The sequence below is a fragment of the Archangium sp. Cb G35 genome, assembly GCF_001896145.1.
Taxonomy (GTDB): Bacteria; Myxococcota; Myxococcia; order Myxococcales; family Myxococcaceae; genus Archangium; species Archangium violaceum.
The window spans coordinates 84,650-105,361 of record NZ_MPOI01000022.1; the positions used below are offsets into that span (position 1 = coordinate 84,650).

Consider the following 20,712-nt stretch of genomic DNA (forward strand, 5'->3'; position numbering starts at 1 on the left):
TCAGGGCACCGGGCCAGCGAAGGAGGTGAAGAAGGGGGGACGCTTGAGGCCCTCGCCGCACTTCGACTCGAGCCCCTCCACGCTTCCGCGGTTCACGAAGTCCGCCATCAGCGTGCGTGCGCACCCGATGGAGCTCGTCCCGTGTCCCACGCCGGGCAGCGTCACGTGCAGGCTGTGCGTCAGCGTCTTCTTCGCGTCGTCACCCCACGAGGGCGGCGTCACCGGATCCAACTCTCCGGAGAGCAGCAGCACCGGCGTGTCCGACTTCACCGGCTCGCGGTAGTCCTTGGGCAGCTCGCCCTTCGGCCAGAAGGCGCAGGGCTTCAGCATGGTGCTCACCCCCACCTCGCCCAGCCACGTGTCCTTCGACTCGCGGGAGATGGCCTCGGCGGTGATGTGGGGCGCATCCTCCGCGCACACCACCGAGAGGAACATGCCCTGGCTCATGTTGCCGGAGATGCCGCTGCTCATGCTGTGGTGGATGGCGATGAGCGGCCGCCAGTCCCCCTGCGTGGCCCGGTCCAGCACCAGCGGCACCAGCGACGCCGCCTCGGGCATGTAGAGCAGCCCGCGCAGTATCCCGGTGAAGCCTTCCCGGGTGAGGGTGAGTTCCTCGGGCACGCCGGTGAGCGGGTGCTCCACCTTCGTGTGCACCGGGGCCTGTTGCAGTTGCGCCAGCAGCGCCTCGAAGCGGCCCCGCAGGTCCGGGTAGCGCTTCTTGCACTCGGCGTCCTGCTCGCAGTGGGTGAAGAGGAGCTCCAGGGCACGCTGGCTGTCCCGCGCGACGTAGAGGGGCAGCAGCAGCGACATGGGCGCCACGCCCTCGAGGATGGCCGTGCGCACGTGCTCCGGGTGCTGGCGCATGTACACCAGCGCGGCTCGCGTGCCGTAGGAGACGCCGTACAGGTTCAGCTTCTGGTAGCCGAGCGCCTCGCGCACCTCGTCCAGGTCGTCCATGGCGACGGGCGTGGTGTAGTGCCGCACGTCCGCGTCGTAGCCCGCCAGGCACTTGCGGAAGTCCTCCTCGCGGTAGGTGCTGTCGAACTGTTGGGCCAGCGGCGCATCGGGAGGCACCGGGTCGCACGCGAGCGGCCGCGAGTCTCCGGTTCCGCGCTGGTCCACGAAGAGCAGGTCCCGGTTGCGCTGGATGCGCTCCAGCACGGGCACCATGTGTCCGGCCAGCTTCGCGGCGCCCTGTCCGGGGCCTCCGGCCAGCAGCACCAGCGGGTCCGGCTCCGGCGAGGCCGCGAGCGCCGGCACCACCACCACCTTCAGCGGCACCTTCCGCCCCTTCTTCGCGGCGCGGTCCTCCCACACCTCGTAGGTGCCACACAGGGCCTGCCGTCCCACGCCCTCCAGCCTGCAGGGCTCGAGGACCACCTTGCGCGAGGTCTCCGCACCCGCACTCCGGGTACAGGCGGGGAGGGACAACAAGGCACACAGGACGGCGGGTAGGAGCCGGGAACCAGGTTCTCGCATTCTCACGGCGCCAGACTTACCACTCCTCTCGGGCCCCATGCATGTCGCACGGAGAGTGGCGGCCCGCTCCACGAGCCGGTTTGAATGGCTCGGCAGCTCATCCGTCCGCTGACATGCTCATGACCATGAACCTGAAGAACCGACCCCTCCTCCTCGTCGCCACCCTCGGCCTCGTCCTGCTCGCTGGCTGCGCCTCGATGCAGAAGATGCTGAAGAACGCCTTCCAGAAGCCCCGCCTCACCTTCAAGACGGCGCGTCTGTCACAGGCCTCGCTCTCCGACGCCACCGTCGACCTCGTCTATCAGATCGACAATCCCAACCCGCTGGGGCTGTCCCTGGCCTCCATCGACTACGCCTTCTTCGTCGAGGACAAGCAGGTGGTGGCGGGCACTCCGCCCAAGGGCCTCAACATCGCGGCCAAGGGCAAGTCCGAGCTCACCTTCCCCGCCAACGTGAAGTTCGCGGACATCGCCCCCGTGGTGACCACGTTCCTCAACAAGGACAGCGCCCGCTACAAGGCCCAGGGCACCCTCGGCATCCAGACGCCCATCGGCGTGCTGAAGTTCCCCCTGGCGCACGAGGGCGTCTTCGAGGTCCCCAAGATTCCCCAGGTGCAGTTCGAGGCCCCGCGCATCTCCAACGTCACGATGCAGGGCGCCACGGTGCAGTTCCCCCTCACGGTGAAGAACCGCAACACCTTCCCGCTCCCGGTGGCCGGCATCAGCGGTGGCCTGAAGGTAGCCGGCGCCAGTGTGGGCAACCTCAACACGGGTGACCTGGGCATGCTGGAACCCGGCGCCACGAAGCAGATCACCCTGCCCCTCACCATCAACTTCCTGAGCGCGGCCAGCGCGGCCAACGCGCTGCGCTCGGGAGGCAACGCGCAGGTGAAGTGGGATGGCAAGCTGGTGTCGGGTGGCCAGAACGTGCCCCTGGACGTCTCCCAACTCCTGAATTTCCGGCGTTAGCGGGGTGGGCGAGGGGGCGGACGGGCGGACGAGCCATTGAAGGTTGTCCCCCGGCACGTCAGCCGTTACGGTTGCGCGGCATTCTTCCGGACCCCCTCATGCGCCGAATCCTCTTCAAGTCGAAGATCCACCGTGCGACCGTCACCCAGGCCGACCTGGATTACGAGGGCTCGGTCACCATCGACAGCCACCTGCTGCGTGCCGCCGACATCCTGCCTTTCGAGAAGGTGGCGGTGTGGAACGTGACGCAGGGCACGCGGCTGGAGACGTATGCCCTGGAGGGTGAGCCGGGCAGCGGCGTCATCTGCATCAATGGCGCCGCGGCGCACCTCAACAAGCCGGGGGACCTGGTCATCCTGGCCACCTTCGCCGAGGTGGAGGAGCACGAGGCGCTCCACTGGAAGCCCACGGTCGTCTTCGTGGACGAGAAGAACCGCATCGTGCCCGGGCGGACGGAGGAGATTCCGGGCCCGGCGCGCCGCATCGCCTGAACGGCGCTGGACGCTCGGCGTCTCCCACCGCTTTACGCTCCGGCGCGGGCTTGCCATGCTCGTGCGTCCATGACGGGCGGTATGGCCGCCCCGGAGGCGAGCAAGCGATGAAGTGGACCTGGGCATGCGGAGGCCTGCTGTGGGTGCTGGCGGGCTGTATCAGCGACAAGGAAGCCTTCCGGCCCAACCCCAACGACGAGGATCCGCTCGTGGGAGCGATCCCGCTGGTGCGCTCGCCGGTGAAGGACCGGTGCGAGCAGCACGGGCGCTCGTCGGTGCGGGGCAACTGTGACGAGGCCAAGTACCTGGCCACCGAGTACACGCGCCGGCTGTCGGTGGGTGACGAGATCTGCCTGGAAGGTGGCTATGGTGACGAGCCGGGCGGAGGGTGCAAGGCGCGGGCGGCGATCATCGACACGGCGCCCAACCGGGTGAAGCTCGAGGTGCGGACGGCGAAGCCGGACTCGCGCTGGTTCAACGCGGAGATGCGTCACGCCTGGTACGAAGAGGGCGCATTGGTGGACCTTTACCTCGCCGAGCGGGGTTACTGAGGGGAGGAGAGACGGAATGGCCTTCTATGACCCCATCGCGGACAAGGTGAAGCAGCTGACGCCGGCGGAGTTGAAGAAGCTGGCGGACACGAAGCTGTCGGACCTGGTGCAGCAGGAGGTGCCCCGGTCGCGCAAGCGGGTGTTGGAGCTGGAGCAGCGTTATCCCTCGGCGGGGGTGCGCGAGCGGGCGCAGCGCCTCATCGACGAGAAGAAGCACGTGGCGAGCATGACAGGCGGGGTGTTCGGGGCGTTCGGGCTGCTGGGGCTGCCGGCGGACCTGACGGTGATGGCGTGGTTGCAGCTGGTGCTGCTGGTGGACCTGGCCACGCTGTACAAGGTGAACCTGAAGAGCGAGCGGGCGCGCAACGAGCTGTTGGACCTGTACGGGTACACGACGGGCGTGGGGCCGGTTCAGCGTTCAGGGCCGAGGGTGCTGGGGAAGGTGGCGGAGGTGTTGCTGACGAAGGGAGGCCTGCAGACGTTGGGGCGGGCGATGCCGTTCGTTGCGGCGCCGGTGACGGCGTACCTGAACAACCAGCACATCCAGAAGGTGGGAGACCACGCGGTGCGCTTCTACGAGGGATTCGACAAGGCGCACGCGAAGACGAAGGCGGCCTCGCGCAAGGCGGGCTGAGTCCACTCGCCGATGAGCGACCGCGCCCCACAAATCTGTCCGAGCACCGGGGCATACCTGCGCCCCTACTTCGAGTCGTTGCTCGCGAAGGCGGTGTCGGACGCGAACCTGGCGCGGATGCCGCTGACGTTGCTCTGGGTGGACGTGGACGAGACGCAGGAGGGCAACGACGCGCACGGCCGTGAGGCGATGGACGCGGCGCTGAGCGGGTTGGTGGACGAGCTCGGGGCGGAGTTGGACGGACGGGGGCCGATTGGCCGGATGGAGGGGGATGCCTTCGCGGCGAGCCTCTACGCGGTTGCGCCGTACGTGGGAGAGAGGCTGGCGGAGGGATTGCGCCGGCGGCTCACGGACAAGGGGTTCCGCTCGCAGACAGGCGGCTTCCACATCACGGTGTCGGTGGGAGTCGCGGGGCTGAGGCCTGGAGAACCCTACGGCAACCTGTTGGACGCAGCGGAGGCGGCGTGCGTCCAGGCGAAGCAAGCGGGACGGGACCGGGTGGTGGTGCGCTAATACTCCCTCTCCCCTCGGGAGAGGGTGGGGGTGAGGGTGCCTGGGCCCGTTCTTCAACCCGTGACCCACGGCGTGGACAGTGGGTTCAACCCGGGTTCATCCGATACCCTCACCCCGTCCCTCTCCCGGAGGGCGAGGGGAAATGGGCGCGAGTCAGCCCATGTGCCCAGCGGCCCACTGCGTCCCTCACTCGATACCGAACGCCTTCATCCGCGCCTTGAGCGTGTTGACCGCGATGCCCAGTTCCTGGGCGGCTCGGGTCTTGTTGCCCTGGTGCTTCGCCAATGCCTCCCGGAGCTCCTCCGCGGTCAGATCCGCGGGCCTCTTGCGCAACGCGGTCGCTGGCACCTCCATGGTCACCCGGGGCATGGGAGCCGCCCCCTCGCCCTCGAAGCCCACCTGCCGTTGCACCAGATAGGTCTTCACCGCCTCCAGCGTGATGACGGTCCGCCGGTGTTCAATCCCCTCCAGTGACTGGAGCGCCACCTCGCGGGCCACCACCGTCCTCACCGTCGACTCCAGCTCGCGGATCTGCCCTGGCCAGCTCGCCTTCTGCAGATAGGCGATGGCATCGCTGGTGAGCTCGGCATCGTACTGCTGCTCCACCTTCAGCCGGTGCAGGAAGGTCTCCACCAGGCTCGGGATGTCCTCGCGCCGTTCCTCGAGCGTGGGGAGGATGATGACATCCCCCGTGGCGAGCCGCTGCGTGAGATCCGGCCGCAGCCCGGTCTGCTGGAGCGCCACCTTGGAGGCGGAGATCAGCCGGAAGCGCGGCGGGGGCTCGCGGAAGTCCGCGGGAGCCCCCAGCGGCGCGAAGTTGCCCGTGCCCTCCAGCACGTCCACCAGGAAGTCCTGCGCGAGGCGCGGCAGGAACTCCACCTCGTCCAGGAAGAGCGTGCCCCGATTGGCGCTGTAGAGCTTGCCCACTCGCGCGTAGGACGCATCCGTGAACGCGCCCTTCACGTGTCCCAACAGCTCGCTGGTGAGCGCGTTGATGTCCTGGGGCAGCCGTCCGCAGTTGAGGATGACGAAGTTGCCCTCGAGCCGGCTGCGGCTGTGGATCTCCCGCGCGATATAGGTCTTCCCCGTGCCCGACTTCCCCAGCAGGAACACCGGGAGCTGGTGCCGGGCACAGACGTTGATGGCGCGCTCGAGCCGGACCGTCTCGGGTGATTGCCCCTGTTGCGAGCGCGAGCCCGCCACCAGTCCGTGCGGCACCTCCTCCAGGAGGGTGATGCGGCTCCTGCCATTGCCCAGCAGCACCACGTCCCCGGCCTCCAGCACCTGGTCCCTCGAGGCGCGGATCTCCTGGAAGTGCCTGCGCTCGTCGCCCTCCACCTGGACGTCGCTGCGGCCCAGGAAGCTGTGGTTGCGCGAGTTGAGATCCCGGTACACCCAGCGGTGGTCCTCGCGGAACGACAGCCGCCCGTGCTGCCGCGACACCGCGTCGTGCGGAAAGACGACCGTGGACTCGGGCGCCCGCCCGAAGACGTACGAGCGATCCGGGTACAGCGGGACGATCAGATCCTCGGTGCCCTCGCGCTGGACCCGCAGGGCCCGCGGCTCGCGGTAGGGCGACTGATCCACCTCCTGCTCGGGAGCCGATGGCCCCAACGTCCTCAACCGGCCATCACTCGTGCTGGACAGCTCTGACGCGGAGTCCGGGATCGCCCGGATGGAGACGCTGGTCTTCTCCAGCGAGGGGCCGTTCGGCGCGCCACCCTGCGCCTCCTCCTGTTCCCCACCCTGCCCCTCTCCACGCCTCTCCCGGGTCGTCATTCGGCCCCCCTTCGGCTGATTGCCATCAGAATTGATAGCAGCTTTGACGACCCCATGCCGGCAGGTCCCCCCATCCCCCGCGGCGACAGGGCGCAAGTCCTTGAAACAACTCGGAATCCGTCCTCGGGCGAGGCCCGGCACGAGCCGTGCTCCGGAAGGGTCCATCCACCCGGAGGGCACACCATGTTCGTCATCACTGTCGGGCGCGTCGGAACGAATGACAGGCACACGGGCACCCTGGCCTCACGCGAGGTCAGCATCGGCCGCGCGGCGGAGAACGACCTGGTGCTCGAGGACGAGCTCGTCTCACGCGTGCATTGCCGGCTGGTGGCCGTCGAGGGCGGGGCCGTGGTGATGGACGAGGGCTCGAGCAATGGCACCTGGCTCAATGGTGAGCCCCTCACCCATCCCACGTTCATCTCCTTCCACGACGAGCTCGTCGTGGGCCACTGCGTGCTGCGCGTCCAGTCCCTCGTGGGCCGCTGCACCACCGGGCGGACACACCTCCACGCGGAGCCCCTCCCGCCGGCCCGGCCCGCGCACCGGGAGCCCTTCCTCGATTGGGCCCACCTCCAGCGGCTGCCGGTACTGTTGCCCCGCTTCGTCACTCGATGCCGAGCGCCTTCATCCGCGCCTTCAGGGTGTTGAGCGCCACCCGCAACTCCACGGAGGCCCGCGTCTTGTTGCCCTCGTGCTTCTCCAGGGCACGCCGGATGTCCTCGCCCGTCAGATCGCTCGGGCGCTTGCGCACGGAGGCGAGCCCTTCCTTCGAGGGCCGTTTTTCCTCCTGCGCGGGCTCGGAGACCGGGCCTCCGAAACCCAGCTCCCGCTGCTGCAGGTAGCTCCTCACCGACTCCAGCGTGACGAGCGTCCGGTGGCGCGCGAGTCCCTCCAGCTCCTGCTGCGCCGCCTCGCGGGCCACCACCGTGCGCACCGTCGACTCCAGCTCGCGAATCTGTCCCGGCCAGCGCGCCTTCTGCAGGAAGGCGATGGCCTCGCGGGTGAGCTCGGCGTCGTACTGCTGCTCCACCCTCAGCCGGTGCAGGAAGATCTCCACCAGGTGGGGAATGTCCTCGTGCCGCTCCTCGAGCGTGGGGAGGATGATGAAGTCCCCCGTGGCGAGCCGCTGCGTGAGGTCCGGCCGTAGCGCCGTCTGCCGCAGCGGCACCTTGGAGGCGGAGATGAGCCGGAAGCGCGGCGGGGGCTCGCGGAAGTCCGCGGGAGCGCCCAGCGGCGCGAGGCTGCCCGTGCCCTCCAGCACGTCCACCAGGAAGTCCTGCGCGACGCTGGAGAGGAACTCCACCTCGTCCAGGAAGAGCGTGCCCCCGTTGGCGCTGTAGAGCTTGCCCACGCGCGAGAGCGACGCACCGGTGTACGCGCCCTTCACGTGCCCGAGCAGCTCGCTGGTGAGCGCGTTGGTGTCCTGCGGCAGCCGGCCACAGTTGAGGATGACGAAGTTGCCCTCCACCCCGCTGCGGCTGTGGATCTCCCGCGCGATGAACGTCTTGCCCGTGCCCGACTTGCCCAGCAGGAACACCGGCAGGTGGTGGCGGGCACAGCGCTCGATGGAGCGCTCCAGTTGCATCGTGACGGAGGACACCTGCTTCCTCGGACGGGGACCGGCCTCCACCTCTGGCGGCACCTCCGCCAGCAGGGTGATGCGGCTCTTGCCATTGCCCAGCAGCACCACGTCCCCGGCCTCCAGCACCTGGTCTCGCGAGGGGCCCACCCGCTGGAAGTGCAGGCGGGGATCCACCACGCCCTGCTCCTCCTGGCGCCCGAGAAAACTCCCATTCTTCGAGTTGAGCTCCCGGTACACCCAGCGCTGATCCTCGCGGAACGACAGCCGCCCGTGCTGCCGCGACACCGCGTCATTCGGAAAGACGACGGTGGACTCGGGCGCCCGCCCGAAGACGTACGAGCGATCCGGGTACAGCGGCACCGTCAGGTCCTCGACCCCCTCGCGCTGAACGAGCAGCACCCGGGGCTCCCGATAGGGCACCTCCCAATTCCGGGGCTCCTCCGCGCCGTCCTCCTGGACCTGGGGCTCGCGCATCAACCGCTCGTTGCGGGTGTCGGCGTCGGACTCCTCGTCCTGTCGACGCGTCGACGGAATCGCCTGCCAGGTCCTGCTGCGCGAGGGCCGGCCCGGGGTGGGGGGCGACTCGCCATCACCACTCGTCATCAGCCCTCCCGTGCGACATCACTGTCACGATTGATAGCAGTTTTGACAGGCACTGGGGGACGACTCGGGGTATAGGGGGCGCCGCCGGGCCCCGAAAGGTCCGGATGTACGGGGTAGTCCGTAAAAGCCCTACCGTTGGCACACATCGTGCTTGGAGATTCGGAGGCAGCCGGAGTTGGACCGGCCTTCCCCCCCACCCTCCACCCAGAGGAGCACGCGTGTTCACCATCACTGTCGGGCTCATCGGAGAGAGCAGCATGAAGACGGGCACCCTGGCATCGCGCGAAATCGCCATCGGGAGGGACCCGGCGAACGATCTCGTGCTCGACAATGGGAGCGTCTCCCGCACCCACTGCAGACTGGTCGCCATCGAGGGAGCCACCATCGTGTTGGACGAAGGCTCGAAGAACGGAACCTGGCTCAACGGGAGGCCCGTGGCCCACCCCTGCGTGCTGAAATTCGAGGACGAGCTGGTCATCGGCCCGTACGTACTCCGGGTGCAATCCCTGGTGGGCCGGGGGCTGTCCACCGCGCCCCAGGAGCTGGGGGTCCGTCCATACCCAGGGCCCACCCCGGAGTCCGGCGAAGCCCGGGAAAACACGGTCGTGTCCCGGGGTCTTTCCACGCTCGAGGAGCGCCGGCAGGCACTGCGCTGGCTGATGCTGGAGCAGGGCCCCAACCCCCGTTTCGACGAGGTGCTGCGCGCCGCTCTGAAGGATTCCGACCTGGAAGTGCGCATGACGGCAGTGCTGGCGACCGCCCGGTTGCGGGCCCGTGACGTGCTGCCCGCCCTCCAGTCCTCGGACCTGCCCACCCTGTTGCAGGAGGTGGACGAGCCGCGCGAGCGCCGTTTCCTCGAGGCGCTCTGGCAGGGGGTCATCCGATACCTCCAGGAGCGCCGTCACCCAGGGGACAGCGTGCCGGGGAGGGATCCCCTCAAGCCGCTGTGGAAGCTGCTGGCCGGGGAGCTGGAGGTGTCGGACCCGGCTTCCATGCTGCTGTACTCGCTCACCACCGCCCTGAGCATGGGCAAGATGCCCCGGCAGCTACCGCCCGGCGTGGTGCAGCAGGAGGGCCGCTTCTACCTGGAGCGCTCGGGGCTGCCGCTGCGGTGGATTGCCCCCGTGGAGCACCTGCTGGGCGCCAACCCCGTGCGCCGGGTGACGTCCCCCGGCTTCTTCGTGGCTCAAATCCCCGTGGACAGACGTCTGGCCAAGTGGGTGGGTAACCCACAACCCACCCGTGTCGAGCTTGACCACGAGCAGGTGTGGCTTGGCTCCTTCAAGGAGGCCGAGCGGCTGTGCGAGGAGCTCTCGAAGATCGAGAATGCGCACATCCGCCTCCCAAGTGCGGATGAGTGGGAGATGGCGGCACGTGGGACGGACGGGCGGCGCTACCCGTGGGGCAACCTTCCCCAGGAGGACTGGGAAGAGTGCGCCTCACCGTGGGGCGTGGAGTACCTGGTGGGAGACGTGCCGGAGTGGACGCTGGAGCACGAGACGGGCGCGCAGCTGCTGCGCGGCGGAGTGGAGGCGCGCACGTGGGTGCGGCACCCCGTCTACGAGGGCGAGGAGGAGTTCGCCGCGGCGCTGCGTCCCGTCATCCCCGGCGTCTGAGGGGCGCTCACAGCTCGCGTCCGCCAGGACACAGACCGCGTTCGCGGGCCCGCTGCTGTGCTTCCGGGCCCGCGGTGAGCCACTCGCGCACCGCTACCACCCGCTCGCGCAACGCGGGGCTGCCCGCCGCGAGATCCAGCCTCGCCACGTCGTGATCCGTCAGGGCCCAGCTCAACGGGGCCGTCTCGCCGAGCTCGAAGATGGCGGTGGTGAAGAAGCACGGCTCGCTCACGTTGAGCTCGTCCTGCACCAGGCTCAGCAGGGCGTCGTTGCGGAAGGACATGCTGGACTCACGCGCCCGCAGCACCGCCTCCAGGGGTGACGTCAGCCCACCCAGCAGCCCGTCCGCCGGGGCCACCTGCAGCTTCGTGCGCCGGCCGTTGCCCAGGTGATCGCGAATCTGGATGAGCACCACCCCCGATGTGCACTCGCGTACCCACTCGCGATGGGTGTGCAGCCACTGCACCGCCAGATCCACCCCGTAGTTGTCGTAGTAGCCCGCGTCCACCACGCGAACGCGCGGCGAGGTGGGCAGGGCGCTCGCCGGGCTGACGTAGGGGAAGGACGCGCTCATCCGCGCCGCGGCCGCCACCGGGAAGGCCCGCTGCTTGAGGGGGAAGAGCTGGAAGAGCTGCACCCCCGAGAGGGACAGCCGGGACAGCGCCTTCTCGCGGGGCTCGTCGCCGTTGCGCTCCACCACCAGCGAGCTCGCCTCCGAGGACGTCAGCGCCGACAGGTCCAGGTTGCTCACCAGCAACCGCCGCCCGTCCTCCACCAGCATCGGCGAGTACACCAGCGAGGGCAGCCAGCCCTCCGCCTCGCCCTGGCGCAGGTCTCCGAAGGTGCGGCTCAGCAGGCCGTCCGTGTGCCGTCCCCAGGCGTTCTCCAGCGCCCGGCCCCGGCCCTCGCCGAAGGGCAGCATCAGCGCGATGGCCGCCGATGACAGGCTGTCCTTCTGCATCATCGTGGGCAGCACGCTCGGGTCCGCCATGCCTCCGGGGTAGAGCCCCGCCACCCAGGTGCCCGCTCCCACCATGCCGCCCGAGGCTCCGGTGACGAGGCGCACGTAGCGGTGGAAGCCCGGCACGCCCTCCGGCCCTTGCAACTTGGAAAGCACATGCGCCGTCCACGCCGCGGCGCGGATGCCGCCTCCGCTCGTCGACACCAGGGCCAGCCGAGGCCTCGGCCCCGGCTCACAACGAGGCACCGCCTGCCCCGAGGCGAGCTGCACCTCGCCCTGGGCGGGCCACACCGCGCCGGGAGGGGGCTCCGCCCGCATGCGCGCCAGCCACGCGTCCAGCACCGCCTCGTCGCCCAGCAGCCCCGCGTCCCGGGGAGACGCGAGGCTCGTTCCCGCGTATGCGGGCGGCTGGGGCAGGGACAGCTCGTCGTAGTAGGAGACGTCCGCGCAACCCCTTCCGGCGAACACCACCAGGACGCCCGAGACGAGCAACGCGCCCATGTGCCGCTCGGGGAAGAAGAAGCGGACGGCGCCGTAGAGGGCACCGACCAGGCCGATCGCCACGCAGATGACCACGGCCGGCGACACCCATCCGTGGTTGCCCGTGAAGGCCACGTGCGCGGCCACCAGCAAGTAGGCCAGCAGGAAGACGGCGAGCAGCCCTGCCTGGAGCACGTGCAGCACCACGATGAGCGTCGAGCGCCTGCGGAAGAACGTCGCCTCGATCCACCGCAGCCACGCATGGCGTTGCCGGTCCGACTCGCACCAGCGCTGCAACCACTCGGCGCCGCGCGTGAGCAGCAGCGTGACGCCCAGCGCGGACAGGACGCCGAAGAGGAAGGCGAATTGCCGGTCGATGAGGCACGGGATGCTGAGCATCACGAGCCAGGCGGGATAGGTCCCGGTGCGGAAGAAGTACCAGCGGACGGAAGGCGGAACTCCACCCGGCTTGCCCCGCCGGGGCGCCAGGGCCCACTTCTCGTCCGCGTCCAGCAGGAAGCCGACGAAGCACAACTGCCCCAACAACATCGCCGCCATGAAACCCGCGACGAACGTCACCCGGGGCACGTCATGGAGGAAGAGGCGCGGCAGCCCCATCGACTCGAACCCGCCCCAGACGATGCAGACGGGCAGCAACTGGAGCACCACCAGCAGCGGGTAGCGGCCCAGCCACTCCACCACGGGACGCAGGGGCTGTGCCGTCTCGCCCCGCCACCAGGACCGGACCCGTTCCAACGCCATGGACACAAGCCTGCCCCAGAACGGCACCCGCATGGAACGCGGGGAGGCTTCGACTGTTCACCGCCCGGCCGGTCCCTCGGGGAGCCAGAGCAGCTCCAGTCCGAGCTCCACCGCCTCGAAGGGCTCGGCGCGTACTCGCTCATCCCCCGTGTGCGTCGCCACGAGCAGCCACCCCCTGGCCTCGCGGCGAAGCACCTCCAGAGTCCGTGCGAGCGGATCCACCAGCCACACGTGGCTCACTCCCTCACGGTGATAGAGCGGCAGCTTGCGCGCGCGATCCATGGACTCGGTGGACGGAGAGAGCACCTCGCACAGCCAATCCGGCGCCACCGTCATGAAGGGCTCGTTGGGAGCAGGCGGCTTCGGCAAGCGCTCACGCCGCCAGCCCGCCAGGTCCGGCACCAGCACATTGCGGCCGAGGTGGACCTCGGGCTCGTCGAAGATCCACCACCCACCGGGCCCGCCCCGCCCCAGGTCGAACGGGCCGCCCAGCTCCGTACCCAACACAGAAGAGACCCGCGCATGACCCATCGCGGGCCTCGGCGAGGCCACCAGCTCATCCTCGATGATCTCCCCCACCCACCCCACCGGCAGCGCCTCGATGTCCTCATAGGTCGCTGGCTTCTTCCCCTTCCCCATCTCCGCTCCTCCCGCTCCGGGCAACGCCGCCCCACTCGACTCCAGCGGTATCCTTTCAACCGGTGACCGCTCAAGTCAAGTCAGGGTCCCCTCGTCCCGGCACGACTCGAGGGCGGAGGACTCAGAAGCAGCGCGTGGCGCCCTGGGCATCGGGACTGGGACGCCGGGCGAGCGGGAGTCCCTTCCGGACGAAGACGTTGTAGTGCCAGATCCACCCCTCGGTGCTGGGGTCCGAGGGCTGGCCGCAGAGGAACTCGTACTCGTCGGCGAAGTTCGGGGCCTCGAAGAGGGCCCGGTCCTGCTGATAGGCCGCGCGCAGGGGCAGGGGCCTGCCGTCCTCGCCCCGCAGCCGCTCCTCGAGAATCCAGGGCAGCTCGCCATTGAGGCGCAGCACCACGAACGAGGGCTTGTCGCCGAGTACCACCCGGGCGATCTCCCGGGAGCCCGCGTTGTCCGGGAAGAAGAGGTGGCCCTGGTAGGTCCCCCGGCTGGCGTTGATCACCCGGGCAATCCGCGTATCCGTCAGGCCACCCGTGTCGATGACACGCAGCTCGTTGCCATAGGCCACGGCCCCCACATCGAGCATCGCCACCGAGGCGCCCGGCCCGCCCACGGACGAGAGCCATGTGCCGAGCGGCTCGCGCGCCAGGACCGAGGCGCCGGTGTCGATCCGCGCCTGCGTGAACACCTCCTGCACCTGGAGCACCGCGGGAGGCAGCAGGGCCGCGGCCACGAGCAGCACGAGACCCGCCCGGGCCGGAGTCCGCGAGCCCTCACGCATCCGCTCGCCGAGCAACCGCCAGAGCAGCACGAGGGCGGTGGCGGTCGCCACGGCGGCGATGGGCACCAGCGGGACGAGGAAGCGGAAGTGGGGAATCCAGTCCCCGCCCACGGAGGCGATGTACGCGGCCCACACGGTGAAGAGCACAGCGAGCAACCGGAAGCGCGGGTCCCCCTTGAAGGCGAGCACCCACGAGCCGAGCAGCGCGAGGTACCCGTAATGCGCCACGCCGTAGTCCGCGAGGTAGTCCAGGCCGGAGGCGAGGCGGCCCGTCGGGTCGCGCGGCACCTTGGCCAGCAACGTGTTGGGGGTGAGCGAGCCGAACCAGGCGGCCTTGTAGGCGGTGGCGGGCACCACGAGCACCAGGGTGGGCAGGGCGAGGGCCACCCAGCGGCGCCAGCGGTCGGGCTCGCGGCGCCAGCGCCACAGCGCGCTCACGCCGATGAACGCGAGCGGCAGTCCTCCCTCGGGACGGAAGAGGATGGCCAAGGCGAGTGCCAGACCGGCCAGCCCCTCGTCACGGGGCGAACGGGCCCTCACGTGGAAGAACAGCCCGAGCGCGACGAAAGCGGCGAAGGGAGCGGTCTCGAGTCCATTGACGCACGCCACCGCGACGCCCGTGTGCAGCGCCACCAGCAGCCCCGCGAGCACCCCGGCCGCCCGCGAGCCGCTCAGCTCCCGGGCGAGGGCCATGCTGACACCCACCAGCACGAGCCCGCACACGACCCCGAGCACCTTCACCGCCAGGAGCGGCTCCACGCCCAGGCGAAGCAAGGCCGCCTCGAGCACCACCATGGCGGGGCTGGTGAAACCCTCCACGCGCTCGCCCACGTTGAAGACGGGGCCGTGGCCCGCCGCGAGGTTCTCCGCGTAGCGCAGCAGGATGAAGGCATCATCCACGCGCATCGGGAAGAAGGGCAGCGTGTGGAGGACGAGCAGGAGCCCGAGAGCGGAGAAGGCGAGGGCTGTGGCCCGGGTGTCGCGTGACATGGGGGGCCGGACGATACCAGCCCGCTGGCGAAGGGGAGTGTAAGGTGCGTCCCCGAGCACATGCCCCTCTCCCAGCAGGCCAGAATCCGTCTCGCGGTGGTGGCGGCCATCGTCGTCCTGCCGCTGCTCTACTTCCACCGGGCGAGCCTCACCGACGAGGTCTTCATCGCGCGAGACATCCTCCGGGTCTACTACCCGCTGAAGCAGTACTGGGCCGAGCGTGTCTCCCAGCTCCAGTTCCCGGGCTGGTACCCGTACGACGGGATGGGGCAGCCCTACACGGGCATGCTCATCTCCGGGGCCTTCCACCCGGCCAACCTGCTCTACCTGCTGCTGCCGTTGGGGCCGGCGCTCAAGCTCACCACCCTGCTGTCCTACGTGGCGGCCCTGGGAGGCACGTACCTGTTCGCCCGGCTGTGGGGCATGGGACGAGGCGCCGCGCTGCTCTCGGGGCTCACCTACGCGCTGTGCGGCTACATGGTGGGCATCAGCAACAACCTGCTCTACCTCATGGCGGCCGCCACGTTCCCCTGGGCCCTCTGGGGTGCCGAGCGCTTCCTGCGCCAGCCCTCCGCGGGCCGCGCCTGCGCCACCGCCCTTCCGCTGTGCCTGGTGCTCCTCGGGGGCGACCCGCAGAGCTTCGCCCTGTGCAACGGCATGCTGCTGGGGCTCGTGCTGCTGCGCCCGGGCCGCGCGGACGTGCTGCGAATGGCGCCCCGGGCCGGACTGCTCATCGTGCTCGGCGCGCTGTTGTCCGCGGTGCAGATCCTCCCGGTACTCGGCATCCTGAAGGACGCCCAGCCCACGGCGGGTACCTTCACCCAGGCCACCCTCTTCTCCTTCCATCCCCTTCGGCTGCTCGAGCTGGCCTTCGGGCCGCTCTTCATCGATCCGGAGCTGGCCCGGGCCGCCTCCTCTCCGCTGGCGGATGAGCTGTTCCAGTCGGGCATGGGCACCTTCTGGGTCCCCTCAGTGCACCTGGGGCTTCCGGCGCTGCTGCTGCTCGCGAGCGCGCTGTGGACCTGGCGGCGCCACCCGCTGACGTGGAAGGTGGCCGGACTCGCGCTGTTCGTCCTGGCGCTGTCGTTGGCGCTGCACCTGCCGCTCTATGGCTGGTTCTACCGGTGGGTGCCCTTCTGGAGCTCCTTCCGCTACCCGGAGAAGCTGCTCCCCTACTTCCTGTTCGCCTGCGCGCTGGGCGCCGGAGCCGGACTGGAGGGCGTCCTCCGCGAGCCCGCCCTGGCCCGTCGTCTCGCCCTGGCCGGCTTCGGGCTCGCGCTGGTGTGCGGCCTGCTCGCGCTGGGCGAGTGGCGGTGGCACGTCTTCTCGAACGGGGTGGTGGGCGCCCTCTGGAAGAACGGCGACGCGCGCACCCTGGGGATCCTCCACGGCAACTTCCTCCAGGCCTCCCTGCTCGCCGCGGGCTCGCTCGGGTTGATGGGCCTGATGCTGCTCCAGGAACACCGGCTCACGCTGCGCACGGGAGCCCTGCTCACGCTCCAGTTCGCCGTCCTCTATCTGGCCAACGAGGGCACGTACCAGGTGACCTACACGGACCTGCTGGAGCAGCCATCGGGACTGGTGGACGTCGTCCTGCAACGGGAGCGGGACGCGGGCGCGGTCCGGCCCCGGGTCTTCAGCGCGGTGGACAATCCGCTGCCGAGCCGGCTCCCTCCCGGGCTCAGCCTCCTGGATGTCACCGCCCTCGGCCTCGTGTCGACGCTCGCGCCGAACACGACCGCGCTCTGGAAGCTGGAGAGCGGCAACAGCTATCTGCCCGCGCACTCCCGGCGGCTCGGAGGGCTGATCACCACGTTCGACTCGTTCGCCACCTGGATGGGACGCCTCTTCGGCCTCTACAACGTGCGCTACATCTCCCTGGAGGCGCGAGACTTCGCGCGCATGCGCGGCAATCCGGACGTCGTCGTCGCCGAGGATCCCCGGATGGAGGCGCTGCTCATCGGCAATCCCCGGGTGTTGCCGCGCGCCTACCTGGCCATGCCCGTGTGCGTGGCGGACGAGAACGCCGCGCGTACGCAGCTCGGCTCACGCTCCTTCCAGCCCGGCCAGCAGGCCATCCTCGAGTGTGCACCCGAAACGCCACGGCCCGCCGAGGCGGCTCCCGGGGCCGAGGGGCTCGGCCAGGTGCGCTTCCTTCACTACGCGCCGGAGTCCGTGGAGCTCGAGGTGGACGCGCGCATGCCAGCGGCGCTGGTGCTCAATGACGCCTGGTACAGCGGGTGGAGCGCGATGATGGATGGACAACCCACGCCCATCCTTCCGGCCAATGTGCTGGTGCGCGGGGTGCTCGTCCCGGCGGGTGTCCACCGGGTCACCTTCACGTACCGCACGCCCGGCCAGCGGCTCGGGGCCATCCTCTCCCTGGGGACGCTGGGCCTGCTCGCGCTCGCGGTGCTCATCGAGCGCCGTAGGGCCATGAGGCAGGCCACCCCACCGACGCACCCCGCCTGAGCCATCCAGAGAAAGTCCGTGCAGGGGTTTGTCCGCAGCTGGCGAGCAGGAGGGACCCCTCCGGGCACGGTGTCGCCAAACTTGTCCAACAGTTGGACAAGTTCGAGAAGAGCGCGCCCGGGAGGCGTCTCCCCGCGGGAACTGACTTCCGCTGGCTTGCGCCCGCCGCACCCCGTCAATGTTCCGCACGCGACCCTGGCCCCGGAATGCGCTGTCCGGGCCGGACGGGGTTCCCTACCGTCGAGAGCCGCTCATGCGCTCCGACCTCCTCCGACGTTCGGCCCTCGTGACCTGTGCGCTGCTGCTCGGCGGCTGCTTCCACCTCACCGCGGGAGACAAGACGCGGGAGGAATTCAAGCCGCCCCGGCGCATCGATCCGGCCGCCATCGCGGTGCCCGAGGGCTACCGCATCGACCCCATCGCCACCGGCCTCACCTACCCCACCGGGGTCACCTTCGATGATCAGGGCACGCCCTACGTCATCGAGGCGGGCTACTCCTACGGAGAGGACTTCACCGCGCCGCGCCTGTTGCGCATCCACCCGGACGGCGGCCACACGGTAGTGGCCACCGGCGGCCACCCGCCGTGGACGGGCGTGACCTTCCACCAGGGCGCCTTCTACGTCGCCGAGGGCGGCACCGAGGGAGGCGGCCGCATCGTCCGCATCACGCCGGACGGGACACTCACGCCCATCGTCTCCGGCCTGCCCAGCCTGGGAGATCACCACACCAATGGGCCAGCGGCCGGGCCGGATGGAGCGCTCTACTTCTCCGTGGGTACCGCGACGAACGCGGGCGTGGTGGGACCGGACAGCGCGAACACGGAGAGCATCAACTGGATGGCGCGGGCCTCCGAGTTCCACGACATCCCCTGCCGCGACGTCATCCTGAGCGGCCTCAACTTCACCAGCGCCGACCCGCGCACGCCCGACCCGGACGACACGGTCACCACGGGTGCCTTCGTCCCCTTCGGCACGGCCACGACACCGGACCAGGTCATCCGCGGCCGGGTGCCCTGCTCGGGCGCCGTCTTCCGGCTCGCGCCGGGTGCCACCGCGCCGGAGCTGGTGGCGTGGGGCTTCCGCAACCCGTACGGCCTCGCCTTCTCTCCGGAGGGCCAGCTCTACGTCACGGAGAACGGCCACGACGAGCGCGGCAGCCGCCCCATCTTCGGCGCCGGGGACTACCTGTGGGCGGTGGAGCCCGGACGCTGGTACGGCTTCCCCGACTTCGTGGGAGGGCGCCCCGTCAACCAGGAGTGGTTCAAGCCCTCCGGCGCGGAGCACGCGCCCCAGTTCCTCCTGGCCCAGCACCCCGCCCCGCCACCCAAGCCGGTGGCCTTCTTCGGCGTGCACTCGTCCTCGAACGGGGTGGACTTCTCGCGGGGCGGCGCCTTCGGTCACCGGGGGCAGGCCTTCGTCGCGCAGTTCGGCGACCAGGCACCCGACACGGGCAAGGTGATGTCGCCGGTGGGCTACAAGGTGGTGCGGGTGGACGTCACCCACGGCGTCATCCAGGACTTCGCGGCCAACAAGGACAAGGGCAATGGCGGCCCGGGCTCGCACCTGGGCACTGGCGGGCTCGAGCGCCCCATCGCCGTGCGCTTCGACGCGGACAACGGCGCGCTCTACGTCGTCGACTTCGGGGTGATGACGGTGCTCGGCAAGGACATCAAGCCCTACCGGGAGACGGGCGTGCTCTGGCGCATCACTCCCACGGGGAAGAAGGAGGGCCCATGAAGGCCACCGGCTGGCTGCTCGCGCTCACCACCCTGGCGGCCCTGGCCTCCGGCGGCTGCGGCCCCGCGCGCCGGGGAGTCCCCTTCGGTCCGCCCCTGCACCTCACCGAGCGCCAGAAGCAGGGACAGGTGCTCTTCATGCGCGAGTGCAACGGCTGCCACCCGGGAGGAGCGGGCGGCCTGGGTCCGGGCATCGCCAACAAGCCGCTGCCGGGCTTCGCCATGCGCACGCAGATTCGCAAGGGCGTGGGCGCCATGCCCGCCTTCACCGAGCAGATGCTCGGCGACGCGGAGGTGGACGCCATCGTCGACTACCTCAACGCGCTCCAGGAGACGCCGGGCCCCTTGTGAGCGGCAGGAGGGGCAGCAGGTCGCCCAGCCGCTCGATGCGGGCATCGCCGTCCAGGCCGAGTCCCACGAAGCGCACGCCCGCGGCCCCGGCGGCGCCGCGATCGAAGCGCGAGTCACCCACCATCACCGCCGCCTCGGGGGGCAGACCCAGTCGGCCGAGCGCGTACAGCACCAGGTCCGGCGCCGGCTTCGCGTGGGCCACGAGGTCCGCGCACGCCAGCACCTCGAAGAAGTCGAGCAGGCGCGCGGCACCGAGCAGCGCCTGGGCGAGCGGGGTCACGGTATTGGTCACCAGCGCCCGGCGCAGACCGCGGGCGGCCAGGGACTCCAGCAGCGCGTGCGCGTCCGGGTTGATCCAGACGCCGCTGGCGTGGGCCGGCAGGTGCTCCAGGTAGAAGGCATCCAGCTCGGCGGGGGTGCAGCGCAGACCGAAGACGCGCACGTCCTCGGCCGTGCCCTGCCCGAAGGTGGGCGCGAACTCCTCGCGCGTCACCGGACTGCCCCGGAAGCGCCGTCCCGCGTCCTCCAGCACCCGCAGCCAGGCCTCCTCGCTGCGGATGAGGACTCCATCCATGTCGAACAACACGGCGCTCGGAACCATCTCAGGCCCGCGGCTCCTTCTCCTGCTTGCGCTTCTCGATCTCCCGGCGCACCTCGTCCATGTCCAGCTCGCGCACCTTGGAGAGCAACTCCTCGAGCGCGGGCGCGGGCAGGGCTCCGGCCTGCTCGAAGAGCAGGATGCCGTCGCGGAAGATCATCAGCGTGGGGATGGAGCGGATCTGGAACATGCCGGAGAGCTCCGGCTGCGCGTCCGTGTCGATCTTCCCGAAGGTGATGTCCTGGTGCTTCTCGGAGGCCTTCTCGTAGATGGGAGCGAAGGCGCGGCAGGGACCGCACCACGCCGCCCACCAGTCGAGCATGACGATGCCCTGCTTGGACACCGTGGCCTCGAAGTTCTCCTTACCCACTTCCAATGTGGCCATGGTGGCCTCCTAGCGGACGTCCAGCAGTTCCACTTCGAAAAGAAGGGTCGAGTTGGGCGGGATGACGGGCGGGAAGCCGCGGGCGCCGTAACCCATGTCGGGGGGGATGGTGAGCTTGCGCACGCCGCCGACCTTCATGCCGGCCACGCCCTTGTCCCAACCCTGGATGACCTGGCCCGCGCCGAGCCGGAAGGTGAAGCCCTGACCGCGATCCCGGCTGCTGTCGAACTTCGAGCCATTGGTGAGGGTCCCCACGTAGTGGACCGTCACCGTCTTGCCAGAAACCGCCTCGGCGCCCGTGCCGACCTTCACGTCATCCACCTGCAAGCTCATGCACAAT

The 20,712-nt window shown here is 69.8% G+C and carries 19 protein-coding genes; 10 read left to right on the forward strand and 9 right to left on the reverse strand.

Going from position 1 to position 20,712, the window contains the following annotated elements:
- On the reverse strand, window positions 1-1,479 hold the full coding sequence (locus BO221_RS48115; RefSeq protein ID WP_198956333.1) for an alpha/beta hydrolase: 1,479 nt from the start codon (window positions 1,477-1,479) through the stop codon (window positions 1-3).
- 125 nt (window positions 1,480-1,604) lie between these two features.
- On the opposite strand from BO221_RS48115, the gene BO221_RS48120 reads away from it, so the two are divergent.
- The 5 genes from BO221_RS48120 (at window position 1,605) to BO221_RS48140 (ending at window position 4,636) form a co-directional block, all read left to right on the forward strand.
- Window positions 1,605-2,447: an LEA type 2 family protein gene (locus tag BO221_RS48120; RefSeq protein ID WP_073567753.1), complete on the forward strand. Its 843-nt coding sequence runs from the start codon at window positions 1,605-1,607 to the stop codon at window positions 2,445-2,447.
- A 98-nt stretch (window positions 2,448-2,545) separates the two neighbouring features.
- Window positions 2,546-2,938, forward strand: a complete 393-nt coding sequence (gene panD, locus BO221_RS48125; RefSeq protein WP_073567754.1) for an aspartate 1-decarboxylase — start codon at window positions 2,546-2,548, stop codon at window positions 2,936-2,938.
- A gap of 107 nt (window positions 2,939-3,045) precedes the next feature.
- Entirely contained in the window at window positions 3,046-3,489 is a 444-nt protein-coding gene (locus tag BO221_RS48130; RefSeq protein WP_073567695.1) for a hypothetical protein, read from the forward strand.
- Between the two features lie 16 nt (window positions 3,490-3,505).
- Complete coding sequence (locus BO221_RS48135) at window positions 3,506-4,123, forward strand: EcsC family protein (protein WP_073567696.1); 618 nt, start codon at window positions 3,506-3,508, stop codon at window positions 4,121-4,123.
- Window positions 4,124-4,135: 12 nt separating this feature from the next.
- A complete protein-coding gene (locus BO221_RS48140; protein WP_073567697.1) occupies window positions 4,136-4,636 on the forward strand; it encodes a GGDEF domain-containing protein in 501 nt (166 codons plus the stop codon).
- 186 nt (window positions 4,637-4,822) lie between these two features.
- Here BO221_RS48140 and BO221_RS48145 read toward each other — a convergent pair whose 3' ends face one another.
- Window positions 4,823-6,415 carry a sigma 54-interacting transcriptional regulator gene (locus tag BO221_RS48145; RefSeq protein WP_083682603.1) on the reverse strand — a complete coding sequence of 531 codons (1,593 nt, stop codon included), beginning with the start codon at window positions 6,413-6,415 and terminating at the stop codon, window positions 4,823-4,825.
- 183 nt (window positions 6,416-6,598) lie between these two features.
- Here BO221_RS48145 and BO221_RS48150 point away from each other — a divergent pair, with 183 nt between their 5' ends.
- Window positions 6,599-7,063, forward strand: a complete 465-nt coding sequence (locus BO221_RS48150) for an FHA domain-containing protein (RefSeq protein WP_073567698.1) — start codon at window positions 6,599-6,601, stop codon at window positions 7,061-7,063.
- Here the strand turns inward: BO221_RS48150 and BO221_RS48155 are convergent.
- Window positions 7,020-8,600 (reverse strand): sigma 54-interacting transcriptional regulator, encoded by a 1,581-nt coding sequence (locus BO221_RS48155; RefSeq protein WP_233166593.1) that lies wholly within the window; start codon window positions 8,598-8,600, stop codon window positions 7,020-7,022. The two genes, BO221_RS48150 and BO221_RS48155, sit on opposite strands and share 44 nt — an antisense overlap.
- Before the next feature lie 218 nt (window positions 8,601-8,818).
- On the opposite strand from BO221_RS48155, the gene BO221_RS48160 reads away from it, so the two are divergent.
- The gene (locus tag BO221_RS48160) at window positions 8,819-10,216 is read left to right on the forward strand and encodes an FHA domain-containing protein (protein WP_073567699.1); all 1,398 of its coding nucleotides are present in this window, start codon (window positions 8,819-8,821) and stop codon (window positions 10,214-10,216) included.
- A gap of 7 nt (window positions 10,217-10,223) precedes the next feature.
- Here the strand turns inward: BO221_RS48160 and BO221_RS48165 are convergent, their stop codons facing one another.
- The 3 genes from BO221_RS48165 to BO221_RS55220 all read right to left on the reverse strand — a co-directional run bounded on the left by BO221_RS48165 (window position 10,224) and on the right by BO221_RS55220 (window position 14,829).
- Window positions 10,224-12,419, reverse strand: a complete 2,196-nt coding sequence (locus BO221_RS48165) for a patatin-like phospholipase family protein (RefSeq protein WP_143196124.1) — start codon at window positions 12,417-12,419, stop codon at window positions 10,224-10,226.
- Between the two features lie 57 nt (window positions 12,420-12,476).
- Entirely contained in the window at window positions 12,477-13,058 is a 582-nt protein-coding gene (locus tag BO221_RS48170) for a Uma2 family endonuclease (RefSeq protein WP_073567701.1), read from the reverse strand.
- A 121-nt stretch (window positions 13,059-13,179) separates the two neighbouring features.
- Window positions 13,180-14,829, reverse strand: coding sequence for a glycosyltransferase family 39 protein (locus BO221_RS55220; protein ID WP_073567702.1), 1,650 nt, complete (start codon window positions 14,827-14,829; stop codon window positions 13,180-13,182).
- A gap of 60 nt (window positions 14,830-14,889) precedes the next feature.
- Here BO221_RS55220 and BO221_RS48180 point away from each other — a divergent pair, with 60 nt between their 5' ends.
- The 3 genes from BO221_RS48180 to BO221_RS48190 all read left to right on the forward strand — a co-directional run bounded on the left by BO221_RS48180 (window position 14,890) and on the right by BO221_RS48190 (window position 19,389).
- Window positions 14,890-17,301 carry a YfhO family protein gene (locus tag BO221_RS48180; protein WP_073567703.1) on the forward strand — a complete coding sequence of 804 codons (2,412 nt, stop codon included), beginning with the start codon at window positions 14,890-14,892 and terminating at the stop codon, window positions 17,299-17,301.
- Between the two features lie 253 nt (window positions 17,302-17,554).
- On the forward strand, window positions 17,555-19,039 hold the full coding sequence (locus tag BO221_RS48185) for a sorbosone dehydrogenase family protein (RefSeq protein ID WP_143196126.1): 1,485 nt from the start codon (window positions 17,555-17,557) through the stop codon (window positions 19,037-19,039).
- The gene (locus BO221_RS48190; protein WP_073567704.1) at window positions 19,036-19,389 is read left to right on the forward strand and encodes a cytochrome c; all 354 of its coding nucleotides are present in this window, start codon (window positions 19,036-19,038) and stop codon (window positions 19,387-19,389) included. The genes BO221_RS48185 and BO221_RS48190 overlap by 4 nt, the downstream gene beginning before the upstream one ends.
- Here BO221_RS48190 and BO221_RS48195 read toward each other — a convergent pair.
- The 3 genes from BO221_RS48195 to BO221_RS48205 are packed head-to-tail and all read right to left on the reverse strand — an operon-like array spanning window position 19,355 to window position 20,705.
- Entirely contained in the window at window positions 19,355-19,990 is a 636-nt protein-coding gene (locus BO221_RS48195) for an HAD family hydrolase (RefSeq protein ID WP_233166594.1), read from the reverse strand. The genes BO221_RS48190 and BO221_RS48195 overlap by 35 nt on opposite strands.
- A 1-nt stretch (window position 19,991) precedes the next feature.
- Window positions 19,992-20,372, reverse strand: coding sequence for a thioredoxin (gene trxA, locus BO221_RS48200; protein ID WP_043412418.1), 381 nt, complete (start codon window positions 20,370-20,372; stop codon window positions 19,992-19,994).
- A gap of 9 nt (window positions 20,373-20,381) precedes the next feature.
- Complete coding sequence (locus BO221_RS48205) at window positions 20,382-20,705, reverse strand: FKBP-type peptidyl-prolyl cis-trans isomerase (RefSeq protein ID WP_043412416.1); 324 nt, start codon at window positions 20,703-20,705, stop codon at window positions 20,382-20,384.
- Window positions 20,706-20,712 lie beyond the last annotated feature (7 nt).